Source organism: Paraburkholderia piptadeniae, from assembly GCF_900007165.1.
Taxonomy (GTDB): domain Bacteria; phylum Pseudomonadota; class Gammaproteobacteria; order Burkholderiales; family Burkholderiaceae; genus Paraburkholderia; species Paraburkholderia piptadeniae.
Window position 1 is genome coordinate 62,794 of record NZ_CYGY02000065.1, and the last position, 19,492, is coordinate 82,285.

Genomic DNA, 19,492 nt, shown 5'->3' on the forward strand with positions numbered 1-19,492 from the left:
CATGTCCGAAATCGAACAAGACAAGAACGTTGCACGTGCAGCGAAACTCGAAACGGCGACCCTGAGCGACGCTCTCGATCGTCTGGGCCTCAACGGCCAGTGCAGCCGGATCAAGCCGCGTGACCCGTCCTTCCGCATGACTGGCCGTGCATTCACGATCCTCTACGGCCCGGCTGCTTCTCCCGCAGGCACGGTCGGTGACTTCATCGACGACGTGCCGCCCGGCAGCGTGATCGTTCTCGACAACGGCGGTCGCACCGATGCAACCGTTTGGGGCGACATCATGACCGAAATCGCACACCGTCGCGGCATCGCCGGCACGGTGATCGACGGCATCAACCGCGACGTCCATCTCTGCCTGTCGCTCGGTTATCCGGTGTTCTCCAGGGACAACTGGATGCGCACGGGCAAGGATCGCGTGCAAGTCGAAGCCACAAACGTGCCGGTCAACGTCGGCGACGTACGTGTTGCTCCGGGTGATCTCCTGCGTGGTGATGCCGATGGTGTGATTTCTATTCCTAATGAACACGAAGAACGTGTGCTCGCCGCCGCGGAAGAAATCGACGCAGCAGAAAAAGCCATTCGTGCAGCAGTCGCGTCCGGCATGCGCCTCGACGAAGCGCGTAAGCAATTCAAGTACCATCAATTGCAAACGCGCAACACCGGGAGCAAAGCATGACAGGCCCGCGTTTCAATCCGGGAGAGACGACACGCTTCGACGTTCAACGTCCGGACACCAAACTAATTAAGGCGGCTGGCAAATTACCGTCTGCCACCCTGCATGAAGCGGCTGGCAAGATTGGTGCACTGCCGGCCGCAATCCACCCTGTGGCACCTGGCTTCAAGGTATGCGGCCCAGCTGTGACCGTCCATTCGTCGGGTGGTGACAACCTGTGGTTGCACCGGGCGATCTACGCCGCACAACCAGGCGACGTCCTAGTCGTCTCTGTAAGTGAATCGTATGAACATGGGTACTGGGGTGAGATCATGTCAACGGCCGCAAAGGTTCGCGGACTTGCAGGTCTCGTCATTAACGGGTGTGTTCGTGATCAGCGACTGCTGTCCGAGATCGGGTTCCCAGTTTTCGCCCGAGGACTTTGTATTCGCGGCACAGGAAAAGATTTTGGCGCCCGTGGCTGGATCAACGCACCGATCCGACTCGACGACGTGACCGTTAATGCAGGTGACCTGATTGTTGGTGACGAAGATGGTGTCGTCTGCATTCCGCGAGAGCAAGTCGCATCCGCTATTGCAGCGTCGGAAGCACGTGAGGCAGCAGAAGCACAGCAGTTGAAACGGCTTGAGGTAGGCGAAAGCACGCTCAGTATTTTCGGCTGGAATTAGTAACCGGCGGAGACGTGCGAATCTCTCTCACGGGGCGGCCGTCTTTCGGGACGCCACCCGTGTTTCTTTTAGTCTAACTAGATTTTTATGACATGGAACGCAATTGAGCATCGAAGAATCTGAATTTAGGCGTGCCATGCGCAGCCTCACCGGGCACGTGTGTTTGATCACAACCGGTTCTGACGCTGATGGTCCACTTGCTGGCATGACAGCAACCGCCGTGACCTCCGTGAGTGCCGCGCCCCCTATCCTGCTGGTCTGTATCAATCGCGCAAATTCCTCGTTAGCACACGTGCAGGCGACCTGTCATTTCGTCATCAATGTGCTGGCGCGCAGCGAGCAGGAATTGGCACAACGGTTTTCTCGCCCTATCTCGCCTCAGGAGAAATTCCAGGCCGGCACGTGGAATCGCATTAAGACCGGCGCCCCGGCGTTGGCCACGGCCATGGTGAACTTCGATTGCAGCGTCGAACGTATCGTCGAAATCGGCACGCATGCCGTGATTTTTGGCCACGTGGAGGGAACCGCCATTAATACGGAAGTAAAGACCCCGCTGCTGTATTCGCAGGGTTCCTACGGTGAATTTCAAACCAATAAGGCCGTCGATTTCCACGACATGCTTTGGATCTCGAACTGGGGGTCCGACTAGTTCAATAATTTCACAGGAGGAATACACCGCACACACCGCATCACTCTGTTCAACATAAAGTTGTACTGATAAACGGCAACTAGTGCGGGAGAATGGAAAGGTTTCGGAGTTTCGTATGTCCCGTATTTGCGCGGGCGTCGCTTTTTGTGCTTTCGGAATGAGCATTGCTCACGCGCAAAGCAGCATCACTTTAGGTGGCCCTCTCGATGAAGGCGTTGCTTTCTACAGCAACTCGAATGGCAAACGCGTTGCCAGATGCAGGACTCGACCATCTTCCCGTCAAAGTTCTTTTTCCGTGGTAGTGAAGACCTTGGTGGCGGGATGCGCGCGATGTTCGGTCTCGACTCGCTGAGCAAGCGCACGAAGGTCTATCTGACGAGCGTATATCGGCACATCAACGGCGCGTATGCCGCTGAAATCGGCAACACCGTGTCAAACGGCAAAGTCCACTCGGTGACCGAACTCGGCATGCTCACGACGTTCTAATCGGCTTTTGATGTGAAAAGGGGCACGGTGGGCGCCTCTTCTGTTGATCAGGTCTCTCTGGCCGCAAGCACCGCCATCAAGCCGCTCAAAACTATTGATCGCCCCTTTTCGTAAGTCGCGAGCAGCAAGTCTTTATCCCTACTCTGCAACGCCTTCACCAACCGCGCCTCGATATTCGCACTGCGGTGCTCAGGGTTCGCTGAGACATCTGCGGCCAATGCACGATAGCGATCGGTCAATCGCATCAATCGCAGCACTTCACGCTTCAGCACCTTGTTCGGTGACAGATCGAAAATCATGTCGTGGAATGCGCGGTGTTGCTCGATCCAGCCCTCGCGATTACCCGCCCCGAGCAAATGCTCAAGATCCGTGAGCATTGCCTTGAGTTGCTTCATCTGCGCGGGCGTCGGCCACTCGATGGTCATCAGCAATTCAGCTTCGAGCAATTGCCGCATCCGATATAGTTGCCGTGCCTCGTCGCTCGACAGTTGGGCGACAAAGAACCCACGATTCGGATCGTGTTCAATGATGCCTTCAGCGGCCAGCAGTTTCAGCGCCTCACGCACGGGCACTCGGCTAATCCCGAAGCGCTCGGCGAGATCAGACTGTCGCAGTTGGAAGCCAGGTGCAAGCACTCCGCGGTTGATCAGTTTGCGTGTCTCTGCCGCCACCTGAGCCGGGAAGTCACTGCCGTCCAATTCCAGAAGTTCGCCGGAAGTCACTCGGCCTGGGATCGCAATCGTATTCATTTTCGTATTATATTCCAGAATTCCAGGCGCAAACGTCAACGACACGTCGTGGTCCGGCACTTGGGCTTCGGACCCTCGCTGCCCTGCGCGTCGCCCCGGGCCCGCGAAGTTCTACGTCGCGCATTACGTATGTCCTTAACTGTATTAGCCGGTACTCGACCGGTCAGACAATGTCAGCGGAGATGTCGCCCGGTCCCGACCAGTGGAATGATTCTCTGGAGCGCGTCGAACCTTCAGCCGATGCCTTCGGCACACCGCTTCGCGGCTTCGGGCTTGACCTCTTCCGCACCCTGAAATGCAGCTTTCAAGTCGGGAACGACGAAATCAACTGACACTGCCTGCCAAGGCAAGTGCTGCCGTCTACAACTTAACGGGGTATTCCCCTACTGTTTAGTATTTTATGTTGGCTTTGCTTTTAAATGCAATGTATCTACAGCAGGCAACGAAGTTGGTTGCATAGTCGATGCTCGCCCATTCTGTCTAGCGAGATTCTCGCTCCCTTTGCCGCCCGGCAATGAAACCATCGTCGTTGAGCCCCGACGCTCGCCACGCGACCTGGATTAGTGACCTGGAATCTCAAAATCAAAAGGCCCCTGATGGCCGCTGGGCCGGCTCAAATACCGGGCGCCGCTTGGCGCAGGGCCGGGATGCGACGGTCCTTTTGCGCAGCGGCGTCGAAGTGCCGCGGTTGGCAACCTGCCCAAAACAGTTCGAGGAAGTGATGACTGAGCGCGGAATCTAGGTCGATCACTGGAGCACCTACGTCAAGGTGAAAGGTCAATGGAAGTTCCCGTTCCGTGCGTCGACGAGGCAGGCAATACGGTGGATTTCTTGCTGCGGGCCCGTCATGACAAGGCTGCGGCGCGCCGCTACTGAACAACATCATCGAGCAGGACCATCGGGCCATCAAACGCAATATCAGGCCGATGATGGACTTCAAGAATTTCCACTGCGCCCGCATCATCCTTTCGGGCATCGAAACCATACATATGATCCGCAAGAGACAACCGGGTGACGACGGCCGCGCTCGAACGGTCGACGACCAGTTTCATTTTCTGGTTATATAAGCATTCCTATTGAACCAGATTCAGCTGGTCATCCTCATCCCCGAGTTGCGAAATCGTTGCGGGAACAAGCGATTCGCTCAATTGACCTGACAGGTCTGCCTCAGCAATGCAAGCATGCTCGGGGCTTGCGATACCCCGCCTGCTCGCCCAGACAGAATAGTGGAGGCTAGGAACTGCCAATCAAGCACGAATAAGGAAATCAGGCAGACTGACTACGCAATGCGCTTCCGGTCGTCAGGTGTCGCCGTACCAACAGCAAGCATACCAAGACTGATCTCTCGGGCGCCCCCCATCAGAACATGAGACAGCCGCGTGACGCATCCGGTGTCTGCAACCGAATCGGCAATCACATAGCTCAGGCTGCCGATCGCACGCCCGTCTTCATTCAGGATGGGGGCAGCGATGCCCACGCGCCCGGGATCGATTTCCCCCCGTGATACCACGAACCCGGCTCGCCGAAGCTTGGACAGTCCAGCACGAAATGAAGCCCAGTCTTGCCCCAGTCCCGCCGCCTTGATTTCGGCTTCATTTCGTTCGTAGATCGCCTGCAAAGGTCGGGTTTGCTGGAACGCAAGAATGATCCTCGACGTTGCCCCGTGGAACATGATCATCGGTTTGCCACGCTCATAACTGACGACGGGCTGCGGGCCCTTGCCCATCGCCTGATGTACGCACAGGACCGAATCACCGAACGCTCTGCAAAGCAGCATCACTGAGCCGGCGGGCGCGAACTCGATCAGATCCTTCATCACCGGGCGCGCGACCTGCAGCATCGGGTCCGTCAACTGTATTTGCCGGTCGAGCTGGATGATTGCCGGCCCGAGCACATACCTCCCCCCTCCAGCGCTGGCAACGAGCCCAAGCTCCGACAAATTAGCCAGATAGCGATATGCACTGCTCGGAGAAACGCCCAGTTCCCGGACGATCTCGTCCGCGCTCCACAAAGGTTTCTCAAGGGAAAAAAGTCCGAGGACGCCAAGCGCACGATCTGTCGCCATTCTAAAGATCCGTCTGAATCCAGCAGGCGCGTCGGAGAAGCGAGCCGCCTGCCTAATTTTTCACTATATGGCATTTCAGCGCCGCACGGAGCATCCACAGTCCGTCGTCGATGTTCGCGCAACCCTCCTTGTACCAGCCTTGTGACTGTTCGCGCACGCTACCACATTCCGTCGTGTCAGTACCAAGGGTTTACTATATCTGTATATTTCCTTAAATATGATAATAATACACATCTCAATGCGCTAATTAAGCATATATGAAGACTAAACCCGGAGAGAAGTGATGAAGCTTTTGAGTTTTGAACATGCGGGAAAGACCTCCTTTGGAGTGCTGCGCGGTGACGGGGTCCTTGACCTCGGCCCGTACGCTTCGGACGTTGGACACACGCTGCAGGAAGCCATTGCAAACGGTGCGTTTGGAGCGATCGCGACGATCGCCGAACGAGAGACAGCGCTCATTCCGCTCGATCAGGTACGTTTCCTCCCGGTCATCCCGGCCCCCGGCAAGATTCTGTGTGTCGGCATCAACTACGCTTCCCACGTGAAGGAAACGGGCCGCGAGATGCCGAAACACCCAATGTTCTTCACCCGCTTCGCCGATTCCCAGGTGGCTCACGGACAACCGATCATCCGACCACGCGCATCGCAAAAGCTCGACTTCGAAGGCGAACTGGCCGTTGTGATCGGCCGCACGGCACGCCACGTTTCCTCAGAAAACGCACTCGAATTCGTCGCGGGCTACTCCTGCTACAACGACGGTAGTGTGCGCGACTGGCAGAAACACACGATCCAGTTCACGCCCGGCAAGAACTTCCCGCAAACGGGTGGATTCGGGCCGTGGCTCGTGACGACGGACGAGATTCCCGATCCGTCAAAGCTCTCGCTGACGACGCGCCTGAACGGTGAAGTTGTGCAAGCAGCCACCACCGACGATCTGATCTTCAGTGTTGGCGATGTCATCGCCTATTGCTCGACGTTCACCGAGCTGCATGCAGGCGACGTGATCATCACTGGCACCACGGGAGGTGTCGGTGCATTCCGCGAGCCCCCGCTGTGGATGAAGCCCGGCGATGTGGTCGAAGTCGAGATTTCGGGCATCGGTACATTGCGCAATTCGATCAAGGACGAGTAGGTCAGAGCGCGTCCCGGTGCCCCGTCTGGGGCTGCTGGCATGGACGGAGACAAGAAGATGGACAACCCAAAGACCCTGAAGACATCGGTACTCGTCGTCGGTGCAGGCCCGACTGGCCTGACTCTGGCCAACATACTCGGGCAACAGGGAATCGAAACGATTCTGATTGATCGCAAAGCGTCGACTGTCGGAGAGCCGCGGGCTGTATCGATCGATGACGAGTCGCTTCGCACCATGCAGGCTATTGGCCTCGCAGAAGCCGTACTCGAAAACGTCGTCAAGGGCTACGGCGTGCATTACTACACGCGCCCTGGTGGCATTTGCTTTGGAAAAGTCGAACCCACCGCAAGCGAGTACGGCTTTCCCCGCCGCAACGCGTTCCGCCAACCGCTACTCGAGGCCTCTCTCCGGGAGGGGCTGTGCCGCTTCCCGTGCGTGCGCGTGCTGTTCGGCCATACGCTCGTCGATTTTGCGCACAACGCCGATGGCGTGCGCGCGAACGTCGCGAGCACCAACGGCCTTCACACCATTGAAGCGGCTTATGTCGTGGGCACCGACGGCGGACGCAGCAGCGTGCGGCAGCAGATTGGCGCGACGCTCGTCGGGTCGTCCTTCAAGGCCCGCTGGCTGGTAATCGACATCGAAAACGATGACGATTCGTTCTGGCAGACCCGCGCATTTTGCGACGGTGATCGCCCTGTTGTCGACGTACCCGGGCCGAACAAGACACGACGGTACGAGTTTCTCCTCCAAGCCGGTGAGACCGACGAGGAGATCCTGAAGCCGGAGCGCATCTGCGAACTACTTCGCCCCTTCAAAGGTGATCGGCCGGTCAACATCGTTCGGAAGACCGTCTATACGTTTCACGCCCGCGTGGCCGACCGGTGGAAAGTCGGCCGGGTTTTCCTCGCCGGGGACGCAGCACACTTGACTCCACCTTATGCGGGTCAAGGCATGAATAGCGGCGTCCGCGATGCACACAATCTTGGGTGGAAGCTCGCTGCCGTTCTGAATGGCACGGTGGGACCAGCTGTTCTTGAAACCTACGAACAGGAGCGCCGCGACCACGCCTGGGCGCTGATCCGGCTCGCATTGCAACTCGGATTTGTGATGGCGCCGGCCAGCAAACTGCAGGCTTGGGCCACTGCAACGTTCTTCCGCGCAACCGCGATCGTGCCCCCGGTCCGGGACTATTTCCTGAAAATGAAGTTCAAACCGAAGCCACGCTTTCGCGCAGGCCTTATTGATGCGTCTTCAAGCGTTTGCGCCGATGCCGTTGGCACCATGTCGCCGCAGCCCGAAGTGCGGTTCGGACAAAGCAGGATGCTGCTGGATGAAGTCACCGGTCACGGCTTCACATTGCTTGCGATCGATGTCGATGACGAAGCACTAGACGCAGTCGCATCTTTGCCCGTATGGGCGCGGATCAAGGCGACGAAGATTGCGATCACGACATCCAGTCAGACCGACTCGAATCGCACAACCAGCTTCGTCCAGACAACCCTCGCAACGGCGGCGATTCCGTCGATGTATGCAGCGGCGAAAGGATGCTTCATCCTTGTACGTCCGGATCGATACGTAGCTGGCGTGTTTCGCGCCACCGAGGCCGAATCCTTTGCGTCGCGCTATCTCGCTGCAGCAGACGTAACGGCGAACCCGCACAGCGCCGTAGTCGGCCACCCGCAAGCAACACCTTCGCACGTTCTTGCCACAGAATAAGAGAGTCCTAGATGATCACGCTTCAAACCGATACGCCACTGGCCCTTCATCATCTTCACGTCACAAGCGAAGATCCCCAACGACTGGGAAGCTTCTACACTAATCTGTTCGACCTCAAGGTGGTGCCGCATAACGGCAACCAGATTGCTCTCGCTGGTGGTTCACGGGCAATCGTGGTTCATTATGGAAAATCAGGCGAGTTCGCCGCAGCCGCCTATGCCGCGCGCGATGAAGCAGCCCTTGCCACATTGAAGGCGAAACTCGGTGACCTTGCGGAAACCACGACTCCGGCCGACGAGATTTTCTTCAGGCAAGGTGCCATACGCATTCGCGATCCGCAAGGGCGTTGTCTGATCATCGGGGTACCCAACAAGCAGCGAAGCCCTGACGAGCTTCCCGCACGGCTACAGCACACTGTTTTTCAGACGACGCAGCTCGAGGCGGTGCTCGACTTCTACGTCAACAAACTCGGCTTTGTCATCTCAGATGAAGTCGTCGACACCGAGGGGCGAGTCACGACGTGCTTCCTGCGCTCGGACGATGAGCATCACTCACTTGCATTCTTTCGAGGCTCGCAGGATGTCTGGGATCACCACTGCTACGAAACCTCGTCCTGGAACGATATCCGCGACTGGGGTGACCGTTTCGCACGGGCACGATACTCGATCTTCTTTGGTCCGGGACGGCATGGTCCGGGTAACAACCTGTTCTTCATGATCACCGACCCAGATGGCAATCGGGTTGAACTCTCCTGTGACCTTCAGCGAGTAGACGCGGCTCATCCTCCGGGCGTCTGGCCTCATGAAGAATACACGTTGAACTCCTGGGGACGAGGCTGGATCCGCACATAAGCGCGCGCCAGAATATACCGGGCGGAAGCGATAAGGGCCGAGTGATCTTGCGACTTCAGATCCGGTGAGCGCATCCAGCGACTCGGCGGGTCCTCGAGCTGACCGTTCAATTTCGAGCCGGTTATATTTCTCGCGATCTCGGTGCCGTCCGACCTGGCTGTGTGACCAATGGCTGGTCTGGATCGTTGAACGGCCACTAAGCGTTGTTCGTTCAACGTCCGCTCAGGCCGAAACGTGCGCATAGCTATTCCGGCAGGTTCCGGAGTCCTCCTGCCGATGCGGTTGCGAGCGCGAGCCATACGCACATGCTCCGGAAAAGCGCTTTAAAGAATACTGTCCAACGCCTTCGCGAGCCTGGCGACCGCGCCTTCGACGTCATGCAGCTTGTCCAGGCCAAATAATCCGACGCGGAAGGTCTTGAAGTCTTCAGGCTCGTCGCATTGAAGGGGAACGCCGGGCGCGATCTGCAAGCCGGCATCGGCGAATTTCTTGCCGGATCGTATGCCGTCATCGTCCGTGTAGCTGACCACGACGCCCGGAGCCTGAAAACCTTCGGCCGCGACGCTTTTGAAACCTTTGCCACTCAAGAGTGAGCGAATGCGCTTGCCGAGTTCAAGCTGCTCCGCCCTCACCTTGTCGAAGCCATATGCCTCGGTTTCCTTCATGACGTCGCGCAGCGTCGCGAGACTGTCCGTAGGCATCGTGGCGTGGTACGCGAACCCGCCGTTCTCGTAGGCTTCCATGATCTGCAGCCATTTGCGAAGATCGCAAGCGAAACTGGTGCTGGTTGTTGCGTCGATTCTTTCGCGGGCGAGAGGGCTGAGCATGACCAGTGCGCAGCACGGTGGCGCGCTCCATCCCTTTTGCGGCGCGCTGATCAGGACATCGATGCCACTTGCCTGCATGTCCACCCAGATCGTACCGGAGGCGATGCAATCCAGTACAAACATGCCGCCGACGGCATGAACAGCGTCGGACACCGCGCGCAGGTAGGCATCAGGCAGCATCATCCCGGATGCGGTTTCGACATGCGGCGCAAAGACCAGATCCGGCTTGTTTTCCTTGATTGCCGCGACCACTTCTTCGATCTGAGCCGGTGCATATGCGGCCTGCCTTCCTTGTTCGACCGGACGCGCCTTCAACACCACCGATTCAGACGGAATGCCGCCCATGTCGAAAATCTGCGACCAGCGGAAACTGAACCAGCCATTGCGGATGACCAGGCACTTCCTGCTCGTCGCGAACTGACGGGCGACGGCTTCCATGCCGAAAGTCCCGCTGCCCGGGACGACAACGGCCGACTTCGCGTTGTAAACTTTTTTCAGGGCGCCGGAAATATCGCGTACGACACCTTGAAAGAGCTGCGACATATGATTGATCGATCGGTCGGTGTAAACGACTGAATATTCGAGGAGTCCCTCGCGGTCGACATGGGGAAGTAAACTTGGCACGTTCGCCTCCGGTAATAACAAATAAAGAATCGAAAACAGATTCTAACGAAAGCCACCTGCAACGGCGTCGGCCGGGCCGCCTCCGTTACCCATCCGGCAAGTTTCAGGGTGGATCAGCCATCGGTTCACGGTTCACGCCGGTTGGGAATGCTCCAGTGGTAGCAATCGGCACGATTGTGAACCTCGGCCGGAACGTCGTTTCAAAATGGAACTCCCATCTTTCTTATGGGAGTGTGCCATGAAGACCTTACTCGACGGTTATCGGGCGCGTCCCCGATGCGCTCCAGTCACGTCGGGCCATTGCGGACGGTCGAGCAGCTGTGCTGGTGTGGCAGCTACAGGTTGTATTCCGGGCCACAGCGCGAATGTCCGTGTTGCGTCGGTGGATGGGCAATATCGACCCGTCGCGGTTATACGAGCCCGGGGTCCCCATGCCCGAAGCGGCCTCACATGAAGCCCGGGTTTCGCGGGAAATAGCGCGTCCAGTCGCCGCAGTCGCTCGTCGACATCAGCACCATCGGAAGTGCGAAGCGCATGCCTTGACTGGCCGCGATCGCCAGTGCATCGCTCGTCCCGGGAACGAACACGGAGATCTGCTTTGCATCCCCGGCGACGGCGATCGCCAGCGCCGCCCGGAATGCAGCAGGCATTGCATGCGCATGCATGATCGCCAGGGGACCTATGTGGCCCGTTGCTGCAACGTACGCGTACCCGACGCGCTCGCCGCCTTCTTCGAGGAAAACACCTTTCATCCTGGGATCGCCCAGCAGATACCGGTGATGCTTCTCTCGCGAAACACCCAGGGTTGCCACGTCGAGTTGCCGCAGCATCTCGAGATCGACGGCAGCCGTCCCGATGGGCGTCGCGCAAAGCGTTGGACCATGCGCCTCGCGCAATGACTCGCGCTCGGCCCTGCACAAATGGATCGGCACGCGTGGTAATAAACCGTGCCGCACGTACAGTCCCTGGGACACGATGTTGAAGGCGAAGGTAATCAGGCTCTTTTCGGTCGCACCGGCCTGGCTCGCATGCTGCAGGGTGCGGTCCAGCAGTTCGTTGCCGATGCCCTGTCCCTGCCGGCCGGGTGCAACGAACAGTTCCGCCAGGAACCAGAGCCGGCCACAAACCCAACTCAGGGCAAAGCCGACAATTTCGCCATCATCCTCGGCCAGCCACACTCCGCGCGGATCGTCTCGAAGGCAGAACGCCTGGAAATCCGCGGGCCGCGACGTGGCGATCGGCCCGAAACCGTGGCGGACGGTCAGGTCGTTGATGCTGCGGGCAACCAGTTCTTCGGCGCGCCCCAGTTCGCCAGCGCTTGCAGGTCGGACGAGCGGCATGGGCACCTCCTGCGTGACAACGTCTAGATCTATAGCAGAAGGCCATGGCAGAGCCAAGCGCCCAATCAATGGCTGCGCCGCGTCCGTATCTGGCCCGAGCACAGCCCGATGGCCAACGCAGGCACCTCGGCCATTTCCGACATTCAGACCTCACGGTTCATGAGGCAACTTCGGGTTTGCCTTCCCGCCATTCGGATATCTACACCCTCGAATGTCGCGTTCATTGTCCGCGAATGCGTACTCTCGACCCGGATTGTTCTTTCGATCGAACGGATCGGGAATGACCGCAAGTGATCCGCTCTGGCGGAAAAGCTCATCTTTAATAGTGCGAGCGCAAGGAGATCCTTGCGGGTCTCATGATCCCAACGGCATATGCCGTCTACTACGAAAGTAAAGAATGAAGAACAGCGGTGAAATTAAAGCGAAAGGACACTGAAATCCATCGAATGAAAAGCAAGCAGCCCGGCTTCGAAAATTCAAGGTTTCATGTCCAATGCCGATATAGAACCAGTTACACAATCAATTCGAGGATTTTATGCTTCGTTTCGCATTTGCACTGCTGTTCGCCGGCTTGCTTGCAGGTTGCAACACGACCCTGCACGTCGAAAAGCCGGACCCGACATCCGGTCTTTATGCAACCCATACCGTACTGAAACCTGCGGACGTTCGCGTAGCGGAGAAGTTTGACCCGGCTTACAGCCAAATGGTCTATCTGAAGATAAACGCTGAAACGCCGAACCCACGGTTTGTAGATTTTTTTGCTGCGGCTCTTAAAGAAATGCACACCTTCAAGAAGGTCGTGACAAAAGATGATTTGCAGGCAATCGTTATTGAACGCAACCTTGGCAGCAAGGTTCCGAGTGTGTCGGATCTTGTCGGACTCAATAACCTTAGTAAAGAGATAGGTCCTTTCCTGATCGTCGAGCCCAATGCGATATTCAAGGGCGGCTACAACTTCGAGGGAACGCTGAAGGCGATTGATGCCAGCACCGGAAAAACCGTTCTGCTAATAGACATGACCGCTTTCAACATGGCAGGACTTGATGATCCGCTGTTTCACCCGATGCTCAATGGATTCATCAACTGGACGCGCAATCAGCCCGTCGCGCCAGAAACGCCAACAACCGCGCAGCAGCCAAACTCTGCAAAGCTTTGACGGTTTCGACGAACGTCCGCTGCCTGCTGCAGACGCGACGTTCGATGCGAACCTCAACGAAAAAAGGAGCCGGTCCTAGGACCGGCCGCAAAGCGCTCACCTCAAAGACATGCACACAACTTTTCTCGTCGCTACAGTAAGCCGCTTCAGGCTGCGGCTTTCAGACTACCGTGCGGGTCAATAACAAACTTCTTGGGTACGCCGGAATCGAATTCGGCGTAGCCGCCGGGTGCCTGGTCGAGTTCGATGACGGTCACGTTGACGACCTCAGCGATATTCAACCGGTCCCATAGAATCGCCTGCATCAGATTCCTGTTGTACTTCATCACTGGGGTTTGGCCAGTGAAGAAGGAGTGCGACTTTGCCCAGCCCAAGCCGAAGCGCACAGAAAGGCTACCGTGCTTCGCGGCGGAATCCGCAGCGCCGGGGTCATCGGTCACATACAGACCCGGAATACCGATCTTGCCAGCGGCACGCGTGATTTCCATGAGCGAATTCAGGACGGTCGCAGGGGCCTCGACTCGCGAACCGGAGTGACCATGACCGCGTGCTTCGAATCCAACGCAGTCAATAGCGCAGTCCACTTCCGGTTCGCCAAGCAGGTTGGCAATCTGTTCGGCGAGCGAGGCATCTTCTGAAAGATCGACGGTTTCGAAACCGACCCGTCGTGCATGTTCGAGCCGTGTCGGATTGACGTCGCCAACGATGGTGACGGCCGCACCAAGCAGTCGCGCGGATGCTGCGGCGGCCAGCCCGACGGGGCCCGCGCCGGCGACATAGACAGTTGAGCCGGGTCCGACTCTGGCTGTCACGGCACCATGGTAGCCGGTAGGCAGAATGTCCGACAGACAGGTGAGGTCGCGAATCTTCTCCATGGCGCGGTCGCGGTCCGGGAACTTCAGGAGGTTGAAGTCCGCGTACGGCACCATGACGTACTCGGCCTGACCGCCAATCCAGCCGCCCATATCAACGTATCCGTAAGCACCGCCCGCGCGCGCCGGATTGACGTTGAGACAGACCCCGGTGTTTTGCGCCTTGCACATCGGGCATCGACCGCAAGCCACGTTGAACGGGACAGAGACCAGGTCGCCCTTCTTCAACGTCATGACGTCGGAACCGACTTCAATCACTTCGCCAGTTATCTCATGGCCGAGGACGAGCCCGGCAGGAGCCGTTGTCCTGCCGCGAACCATGTGTTGGTCCGACCCGCAGATATTCGTTGCGACGACACGAAGAATGACGCCGTGATTGGCTTTCCTACCGGCAGGGTCGACGAGTTCCGGAAAGGCGATTTTCTGCACCTCGACCTTCCCTGGACCGACATAAACGACTCCACGATTGCCTGACATGCTGTCTCCTGATGTCATGTGTAGATGGAATAGAACGCGTTGCTACTCGAGCAACGTCACAGCCAGTCGGTCTCGAAACTGCAATCGGTAAGAGAGACGCAACCGTTCTCCGTGATCACCACCTGCTGCTCGAGCTTCACGCCCTGAGTGCCGCCTTCCGCGCCGATATAGCTTTCGACGCACACCGTCATGCCGACTTCAAACAAGCCGTCGTAACCCGAACTCTCCCAATCGACCTGGTGCGCAATGGAGGGGTACTCGTCGACCATCCCAATACCGTGCGCAAGACAGCAATACCGGTTCTTGATGAACGGGTCCGGGGTCTTCCATGCCTTTTCCGAGAACTCACGGAATGTCATGCCCGGTCGCAGAAGGTCCATATTGAAGTGGACCTGCGCGTAGGCAAGCTCATAAAGCTTGCGCTGCTCGTCGGAAGGTCGGCCGTCACCTACCAGCCAGGTGCGTGAAATATCCGAGCAGTAACCGTTCGGCCCAACCATATCCGTATCGAACGCCAGGAGGTCGCCAGCTTGCAAAACCCGGCTGGAGCACTCGTGCATCCAGGGATTGGTCCGGTCACCGGACGCGAGAAGTCTAGTTTCAATCCACTCGCCACCGTTTCGGATGTTCTCGTAGTGCAGGTTTGCCCATATGTCGTTTTCGGTGACTCCCGGGCGGAGTTCACGTCGCATGCGCTCAATACCTTTTTCGGCCGTGCGCAAAGACTCGCCAATCAGAACGAGCTCACCAGATGACTTGATCAAGCGCGCCGTCTCCATCAGGGCCTGCCCGTCCAGCAGGGTAATTCCATGCTTCTCCAGATAGGCCGTGCCGAACGGGTCAAGCCGGTCCACTGCCAACAGACTGTCGCCCGGAGCATGCTTCCGGAAAACGTCGACTATCTCGGCTCCCCAGGTTTCAGCGCGGCGCTCGGCTTCATGGCCTGCATTGAAGAACGTCCAGCTGAGCGCGCCGCGCAGCTCGACGTTCAGGTCCAGCCCGTCCCATACATGCTCGCTGCTATGAAACTCCCATGCGACGATGCGCCCGTCAGCGAAGACCATCACGTATCGTGCGGGATTGCGGCCAGCCCAGACTTGCATGTTCGACGTGTCGGTGGCGTATCGAATGTTCACCGGGTCGTAGAGGAGAATCGCGGGACATTTGTGCTTGCGCAATTGCTCCTGCACGCGAGCGAGCCGATAAGCTCGAACGTCGCGGAGTACGCTTTCCTTTCCGGCGGATGCGACTGCGGTACCTGCATCGAAGAGCTGGTCATCCGTCATTCTGTGTTGCTCCTGACATTATTGTGAGTGTGGGATTGCACGAAGTAACAAGCGGTCCAGCCGGTCGGCGTTTAGCCGGCCGCGCAGTATTCGGTGCCGCTTTCATTTGCCCAAAGAGATGCTGGTGATAGTCAAAGCTCCAGCACCAGGTCTGATGTCGGGCGGCTACAGCAGAGCAGACGGAGTCCCTTTTGGACCTCTCTGTCGCGAATCCCGCCTTTGTGATTCATGTCGACTGTGCCTTCGAGCACTTTGGTCTTGCATGTGCCGCATATCCCCTGACTGCAAGACGACGGGATTGCAACTCCGGCTTTTCTTGCGGCGGAGAGGACAGTCTCCGAAGCACTCATCGTGAATGTCTTCGAAGAACGCGAGAGCTTCACGGTGAAGGTTTCTTGAGCGGTACTGTTTTCCAGTGCAGCTGGTTCAGGCACGGCAGCAGCGGTGAAATCAAAGCTTTCCTGGTGGTAGCGTGCCGGGTCGTGCCCACCTTGGTGGAGCAAAGCCCGCACAGCGGTCATGTAGCCCGCCGGGCCGCAAGTGAACACTTCGCGCTCGGCATAGTCGGGTACCCATTCGGAAAGAAGTTCCAGGCTGAGTCGACCGGTCGGTCCCGACCAACCCTCTTCATCTCCAACGCCTTCGCACAGAAAGAACGTGCGAAGGCGGGGAGAAAGCTCGACGAGCCTTTGCAGCTCTTTGCGGAAAACAATATCTCCGGGTGTCCTCGCGCTGTGAACGAAAACGACGTCCCGGTCCAGCCCCAGGTCGATGCTCGCGCGCGTCATCGACATTAGCGGCGTAATTCCTGAGCCTGCGGACAGATACAGCGACTTCGCGGCGCGAGCAGATGTCGAGGTGAAGCTCCCCGATGGGCCGTACGCGCGCAACTGGCTTCCGGGCCTCATGTTGTCGTGAAGCCAGTTCGACAGTGTGCCTCCCGGCACTCGCTTTACAGTGATGGACAACAGGAAGGGGCGCGTAGGCGGAGAAGAAATCGTGTAGCAGCGCTCGACCGCCTGGCCTTGCACGTTCGCCGACACGGTCATGAATTGACCCGGTTCGAAACGAACGGGTGAACCATCGCCCACACGGAATTCAAAGCTCTTGACGTCATGGGTCTCGTCAACTACTCGACAACATGTGAGTGACTGCTGTTCACTGCTTGCCCAAAGCTTTCCACCACTTTCCCATGTACTGGCGTTGGACAGTCTGTCTTCGGTTTCCGGCGCAGGGTCGAACATTCTTTCTACCGGGTTCATAGAATCAAATCTGTTGGGACACCTTGCGCGCTCATTCGGCTGCCTACCAGCGCGTGAACTGCTCAACGTGCGTTGTCGAAAAGCGCGAAGGCGGGGGCGCTCAGCATCGCTGCCGGGCTCGATTCTTTTGAAATTGCATCTCTCGGTCGGACTGCCTTCGCTGTGCCTTGAGTATTGGTGTGCGATAAGTCAGCGTCAATGCGCTTTATTTTCGCGGCGCTATTACATTAAGTTATGCGTCGCATGGCGGCCCCGCCGGCGCGGACAGGAACGGGACGACAGCATCTGTACCAGACAGATTCAATTTATCGAGGTCCGTCCCTTCGAGAAGCACGCGCAACGCTTCTGGCAACTTTTCAGGGTCGCTTTCTCTACATGCTTTGCGGGTCATGCCAACGACGCGCTTGAACTCTCGTCCCACGTGAGACGCATCCGTGAACCCGCACGCGTCTGCAACGTTATTGATGCTTTTTCATAACGACGTAACAGCCACGCGGCAACGCGCACACGGATTTGTCTTCCGTAAGCTGCGGGATTCCGGCCTGCCTCGGTGCTGAAGAGGCGCTCAAGCGTTTTGCCTGACAATGCCGCTTTGCTCAGGTACTCGAGCGTCGCCGAGCCTGAATGAAGCAAGCCATCGATGACGACGACGTATTCATAGTCGGCGGCCTCGTCGAAGATCGTCCACGCCCACATTTGCACACCGCGGCCCGCTCTCACGGGATTCAGGTTCTCGCCCACGATTTGCCAGGCGCAGCGCGCCCGTCTGCATTTATCACCTACGTAGCCCGCAAGTCGCAAAGTATCGATGAAGCCGGAAAATGCCGTGAGAGTGCAATTCGGCAGACGGACGATTCCGAACCGGACAGGAGCGGCTGGGTTGATTGGCTACTTCTCAGCACGACAAGGAGGGCAGGATTTTTCATGTAAAGCATAAATAAGATGGCAAAGCCGCTACACGAAGCGCAGTCGCACAACCGCAGGCGGCGGCAAGTTATCACCGAGCCAAGGGAGTTTTCTCAGTGACTTCCCTTATTAGACACATTGTCTTCTTGACGAATACAATTTGTAGACACACGATGGTAGCAACAGGAGAGCACATGAAGGCGAACGTCGTTGAAATGGACCGTGAGGATGGACAGGCTTCGTCCCAGGACCGCAAGGCAGCCTTGGGACAGGCCCTACGGCATCGCATCCTCAGTATGGAGCTGGCGCCGGGCTCGACCCTGGACGAGGTAGCACTGAGCGAGGAGTTCGGGCTGTCGCGCCCACCGGTGCGCGAACTCATGCGGCAGATGGCGGCTGAAGGCTATATCGAACTCGAGGCGAATAGAGGTGGCTCCGCTTGTTCGGACAGGGTCCCGAGATTTTTAAGTGGAATTGTTGAGGCAATCAAGCTGCCGATTTTATCGCTGGCAGCGTGGCGAAGTATGCTTCATCCGGCGTCTGATCGGCCAGCCTCGAATGAGGCCGATTCTGGTTATACCAGTTCAGGTAATTGCCGATTGAGCGACGCGCGTGGCCTATCGAGTCGTACGCTTTCAAATAAACCTCTTCATATTTGACGCTGCGCCACACCCGTTCGACGAACACGTTGTCGCGCCAGGCGCCTTTTCCGTCCATCGACAGGAGAACCTTCCGGCCGAGAACCGCGTCGGTGAATTCGGTTGCGGTGAACTGGCTTCCTTGATCCGTGTTGACGATCTCAGGCAGCCCATATTTCGCAAACGCTTCCTCCAGCGCCTCGACAGCATGGCAGCTCTCCAGCGTGATCGCCACCCGGTGCGCCAACACCCGGCGGCTCGCCCAGTCCACGACGGCCGTCAGATAGACGAAGCCCCGCGCCATCGGGATATAGCTCGTATCGAGCGCCCAGACCTGATTGGCCCGATCGATTTTCCGGTTGCGCAGCAGGTACGGCCAGATCCTGTGGGCTGCATGCTTGCGGCTCGTGTTTGGCTTGCGATACAACGCCTCGACGCCCATGCGCTTCATCAAGGTGCCGACGTGCCTGCGTCCGACTGTGATACCTTCGCGACGCAGTAGACGTGCCAACATTCGCGCCCCGGCAAATGGATGCTCGAGGTGAAGCTCGTCAATCCGCCGCATCAATTTCAGATCCGCTTCACTGACCCCACGCGACTGATAATAGGCACTCGAGCGGCTTATGCCTAACAGCCGGGCCTGCTGCGTCACCGGCAGGGCGTGATCACGATCGATCATCGCTTTACGCCCAGCAGTCCCGCCTTGCTGAGCGCGCTTTCTAAAAAATCATTCTCCAACGTCAACTGTCCGATCTTCGCGTGCAACACCTTCACGTCGATTGGCGGTGCAGCTGGGGGCGCGTTGCCCGCGTCGAACACATCGGCAACCCGCTCCTGCAACTGCTTCTTCCAGTCCGTGATCTGGTTCGGATGGACATCAAATTGCTGGGCCAACTCTGCCAGCGTCTTGTCGCCCTTAAGCGCCGCTAGTGCCACCTTTGCCTTGAATGCCGGTGAGTGTGTCCGTCGGTTTCGTTTCGTCATCTTCTGGTTCCTTGTCGCCGGCCATTATGACCGACTCACGCCCCAGCTTTTCCACTCAATGAACTGTCCGAATTTCCGGAGCCACCTCTGGATCTGTCTCTTATACACATCTGACGCTGCCGACG

19 protein-coding genes and 2 pseudogenes are annotated in these 19,492 nt (G+C 57.8%); 11 read left to right on the forward strand and 10 right to left on the reverse strand.

The window, feature by feature from the left end:
• Position 1: 1 nt before the first annotated feature.
• The 4 genes from BN2476_RS31710 to BN2476_RS45840 all read left to right on the forward strand — a co-directional run bounded on the left by BN2476_RS31710 (position 2) and on the right by BN2476_RS45840 (position 2,479).
• Positions 2 to 679 (forward strand): RraA family protein, encoded by a 678-nt coding sequence (locus tag BN2476_RS31710; protein WP_087738149.1) that lies wholly within the window; start codon positions 2 to 4, stop codon positions 677 to 679.
• Entirely contained in the window at positions 676 to 1,344 is a 669-nt protein-coding gene (locus BN2476_RS31715; protein WP_087738150.1) for a 4-carboxy-4-hydroxy-2-oxoadipate aldolase/oxaloacetate decarboxylase, read from the forward strand. Before BN2476_RS31710 ends, BN2476_RS31715 begins: the two co-directional genes overlap by 4 nt.
• A 103-nt stretch (positions 1,345 to 1,447) precedes the next feature.
• A complete protein-coding gene (locus BN2476_RS31720) occupies positions 1,448 to 1,993 on the forward strand; it encodes a flavin reductase family protein (protein WP_235851044.1) in 546 nt (181 codons plus the stop codon).
• Positions 1,994 to 2,248: 255 nt separating this feature from the next.
• On the forward strand, positions 2,249 to 2,479 hold the full coding sequence (locus BN2476_RS45840) for a hypothetical protein (RefSeq protein ID WP_143811090.1): 231 nt from the start codon (positions 2,249 to 2,251) through the stop codon (positions 2,477 to 2,479).
• A gap of 47 nt (positions 2,480 to 2,526) precedes the next feature.
• Here the strand turns inward: BN2476_RS45840 and BN2476_RS31725 are convergent, their stop codons facing one another.
• A complete protein-coding gene (locus tag BN2476_RS31725; protein ID WP_087738169.1) occupies positions 2,527 to 3,228 on the reverse strand; it encodes a GntR family transcriptional regulator in 702 nt (233 codons plus the stop codon).
• A gap of 170 nt (positions 3,229 to 3,398) precedes the next feature.
• Here BN2476_RS31725 and BN2476_RS46690 point away from each other — a divergent pair, with 170 nt between their 5' ends.
• Both BN2476_RS46690 and BN2476_RS31730 read left to right on the forward strand, forming a co-directional pair.
• Positions 3,399 to 3,560 (forward strand): hypothetical protein, encoded by a 162-nt coding sequence (locus tag BN2476_RS46690; protein WP_160111792.1) that lies wholly within the window; start codon positions 3,399 to 3,401, stop codon positions 3,558 to 3,560.
• Between the two features lie 425 nt (positions 3,561 to 3,985).
• Positions 3,986 to 4,295, forward strand: a pseudogene (locus BN2476_RS31730) (DDE-type integrase/transposase/recombinase); the annotation flags it as partial.
• A 212-nt stretch (positions 4,296 to 4,507) separates the two neighbouring features.
• On the opposite strand, the gene BN2476_RS31735 reads toward BN2476_RS31730, so the two are convergent.
• Positions 4,508 to 5,293: an IclR family transcriptional regulator gene (locus BN2476_RS31735; protein WP_087738152.1), complete on the reverse strand. Its 786-nt coding sequence runs from the start codon at positions 5,291 to 5,293 to the stop codon at positions 4,508 to 4,510.
• 283 nt (positions 5,294 to 5,576) lie between these two features.
• Here BN2476_RS31735 and BN2476_RS31740 point away from each other — a divergent pair, with 283 nt between their 5' ends.
• Genes BN2476_RS31740 through BN2476_RS31750 form a run of 3 tightly spaced genes read left to right on the forward strand, consistent with a single transcriptional unit; the run spans position 5,577 to position 8,995 of the window.
• Positions 5,577 to 6,425, forward strand: a complete 849-nt coding sequence (locus BN2476_RS31740; protein WP_087738153.1) for a fumarylacetoacetate hydrolase family protein — start codon at positions 5,577 to 5,579, stop codon at positions 6,423 to 6,425.
• A gap of 57 nt (positions 6,426 to 6,482) precedes the next feature.
• Positions 6,483 to 8,144 carry a bifunctional 3-(3-hydroxy-phenyl)propionate/3-hydroxycinnamic acid hydroxylase gene (locus BN2476_RS31745; protein WP_087738170.1) on the forward strand — a complete coding sequence of 554 codons (1,662 nt, stop codon included), beginning with the start codon at positions 6,483 to 6,485 and terminating at the stop codon, positions 8,142 to 8,144.
• A gap of 11 nt (positions 8,145 to 8,155) precedes the next feature.
• Positions 8,156 to 8,995 carry a VOC family protein gene (locus BN2476_RS31750; RefSeq protein ID WP_087738154.1) on the forward strand — a complete coding sequence of 280 codons (840 nt, stop codon included), beginning with the start codon at positions 8,156 to 8,158 and terminating at the stop codon, positions 8,993 to 8,995.
• A gap of 323 nt (positions 8,996 to 9,318) precedes the next feature.
• Here BN2476_RS31750 and BN2476_RS31755 read toward each other — a convergent pair whose 3' ends face one another.
• Positions 9,319 to 10,446, reverse strand: a complete 1,128-nt coding sequence (locus BN2476_RS31755; RefSeq protein WP_087738155.1) for an aminotransferase class V-fold PLP-dependent enzyme — start codon at positions 10,444 to 10,446, stop codon at positions 9,319 to 9,321.
• Positions 10,447 to 10,892: 446 nt separating this feature from the next.
• On the reverse strand, positions 10,893 to 11,786 hold the full coding sequence (locus BN2476_RS31760; RefSeq protein ID WP_087738156.1) for a GNAT family N-acetyltransferase: 894 nt from the start codon (positions 11,784 to 11,786) through the stop codon (positions 10,893 to 10,895).
• 535 nt (positions 11,787 to 12,321) lie between these two features.
• Between BN2476_RS31760 and BN2476_RS31765 the strand changes: the two genes are divergently transcribed.
• Positions 12,322 to 12,942, forward strand: coding sequence for an LPS-assembly lipoprotein LptE (locus BN2476_RS31765; RefSeq protein ID WP_087738157.1), 621 nt, complete (start codon positions 12,322 to 12,324; stop codon positions 12,940 to 12,942).
• 146 nt (positions 12,943 to 13,088) lie between these two features.
• Here BN2476_RS31765 and fdhA read toward each other — a convergent pair whose 3' ends face one another.
• The 5 genes from fdhA to BN2476_RS31785 all read right to left on the reverse strand — a co-directional run bounded on the left by fdhA (position 13,089) and on the right by BN2476_RS31785 (position 17,580).
• Complete coding sequence (gene fdhA / locus BN2476_RS31770) at positions 13,089 to 14,291, reverse strand: formaldehyde dehydrogenase, glutathione-independent (protein ID WP_087738158.1); 1,203 nt, start codon at positions 14,289 to 14,291, stop codon at positions 13,089 to 13,091.
• Between the two features lie 56 nt (positions 14,292 to 14,347).
• Positions 14,348 to 15,577 carry a M24 family metallopeptidase gene (locus BN2476_RS31775; RefSeq protein WP_087738159.1) on the reverse strand — a complete coding sequence of 410 codons (1,230 nt, stop codon included), beginning with the start codon at positions 15,575 to 15,577 and terminating at the stop codon, positions 14,348 to 14,350.
• A gap of 131 nt (positions 15,578 to 15,708) precedes the next feature.
• Positions 15,709 to 16,839 (reverse strand): FAD-binding oxidoreductase, encoded by a 1,131-nt coding sequence (locus BN2476_RS31780; protein WP_087738160.1) that lies wholly within the window; start codon positions 16,837 to 16,839, stop codon positions 15,709 to 15,711.
• Positions 16,840 to 17,071: 232 nt separating this feature from the next.
• Positions 17,072 to 17,305: a hypothetical protein gene (locus BN2476_RS49770; RefSeq protein WP_369122658.1), complete on the reverse strand. Its 234-nt coding sequence runs from the start codon at positions 17,303 to 17,305 to the stop codon at positions 17,072 to 17,074.
• Complete coding sequence (locus BN2476_RS31785) at positions 17,227 to 17,580, reverse strand: helix-turn-helix domain-containing protein (RefSeq protein ID WP_087738161.1); 354 nt, start codon at positions 17,578 to 17,580, stop codon at positions 17,227 to 17,229. Before BN2476_RS31785 ends, BN2476_RS49770 begins: the two co-directional genes overlap by 79 nt.
• Positions 17,581 to 17,939: 359 nt before the next feature.
• Here BN2476_RS31785 and BN2476_RS31790 point away from each other — a divergent pair.
• Positions 17,940 to 18,191: pseudogene (locus BN2476_RS31790) on the forward strand (GntR family transcriptional regulator); the annotation flags it as partial.
• A gap of 40 nt (positions 18,192 to 18,231) precedes the next feature.
• Here BN2476_RS31790 and BN2476_RS31795 read toward each other — a convergent pair.
• Positions 18,232 to 19,367 (reverse strand): IS3 family transposase gene (locus tag BN2476_RS31795; protein WP_438942917.1). Its coding sequence is split into 2 segments (ribosomal slippage): positions 18,232 to 19,103 and positions 19,103 to 19,367, totalling 1,137 coding nucleotides; the frame shifts between segments, so codons are not numbered across the junction.
• Between the last annotated feature and the right edge of the window lie 125 nt (positions 19,368 to 19,492).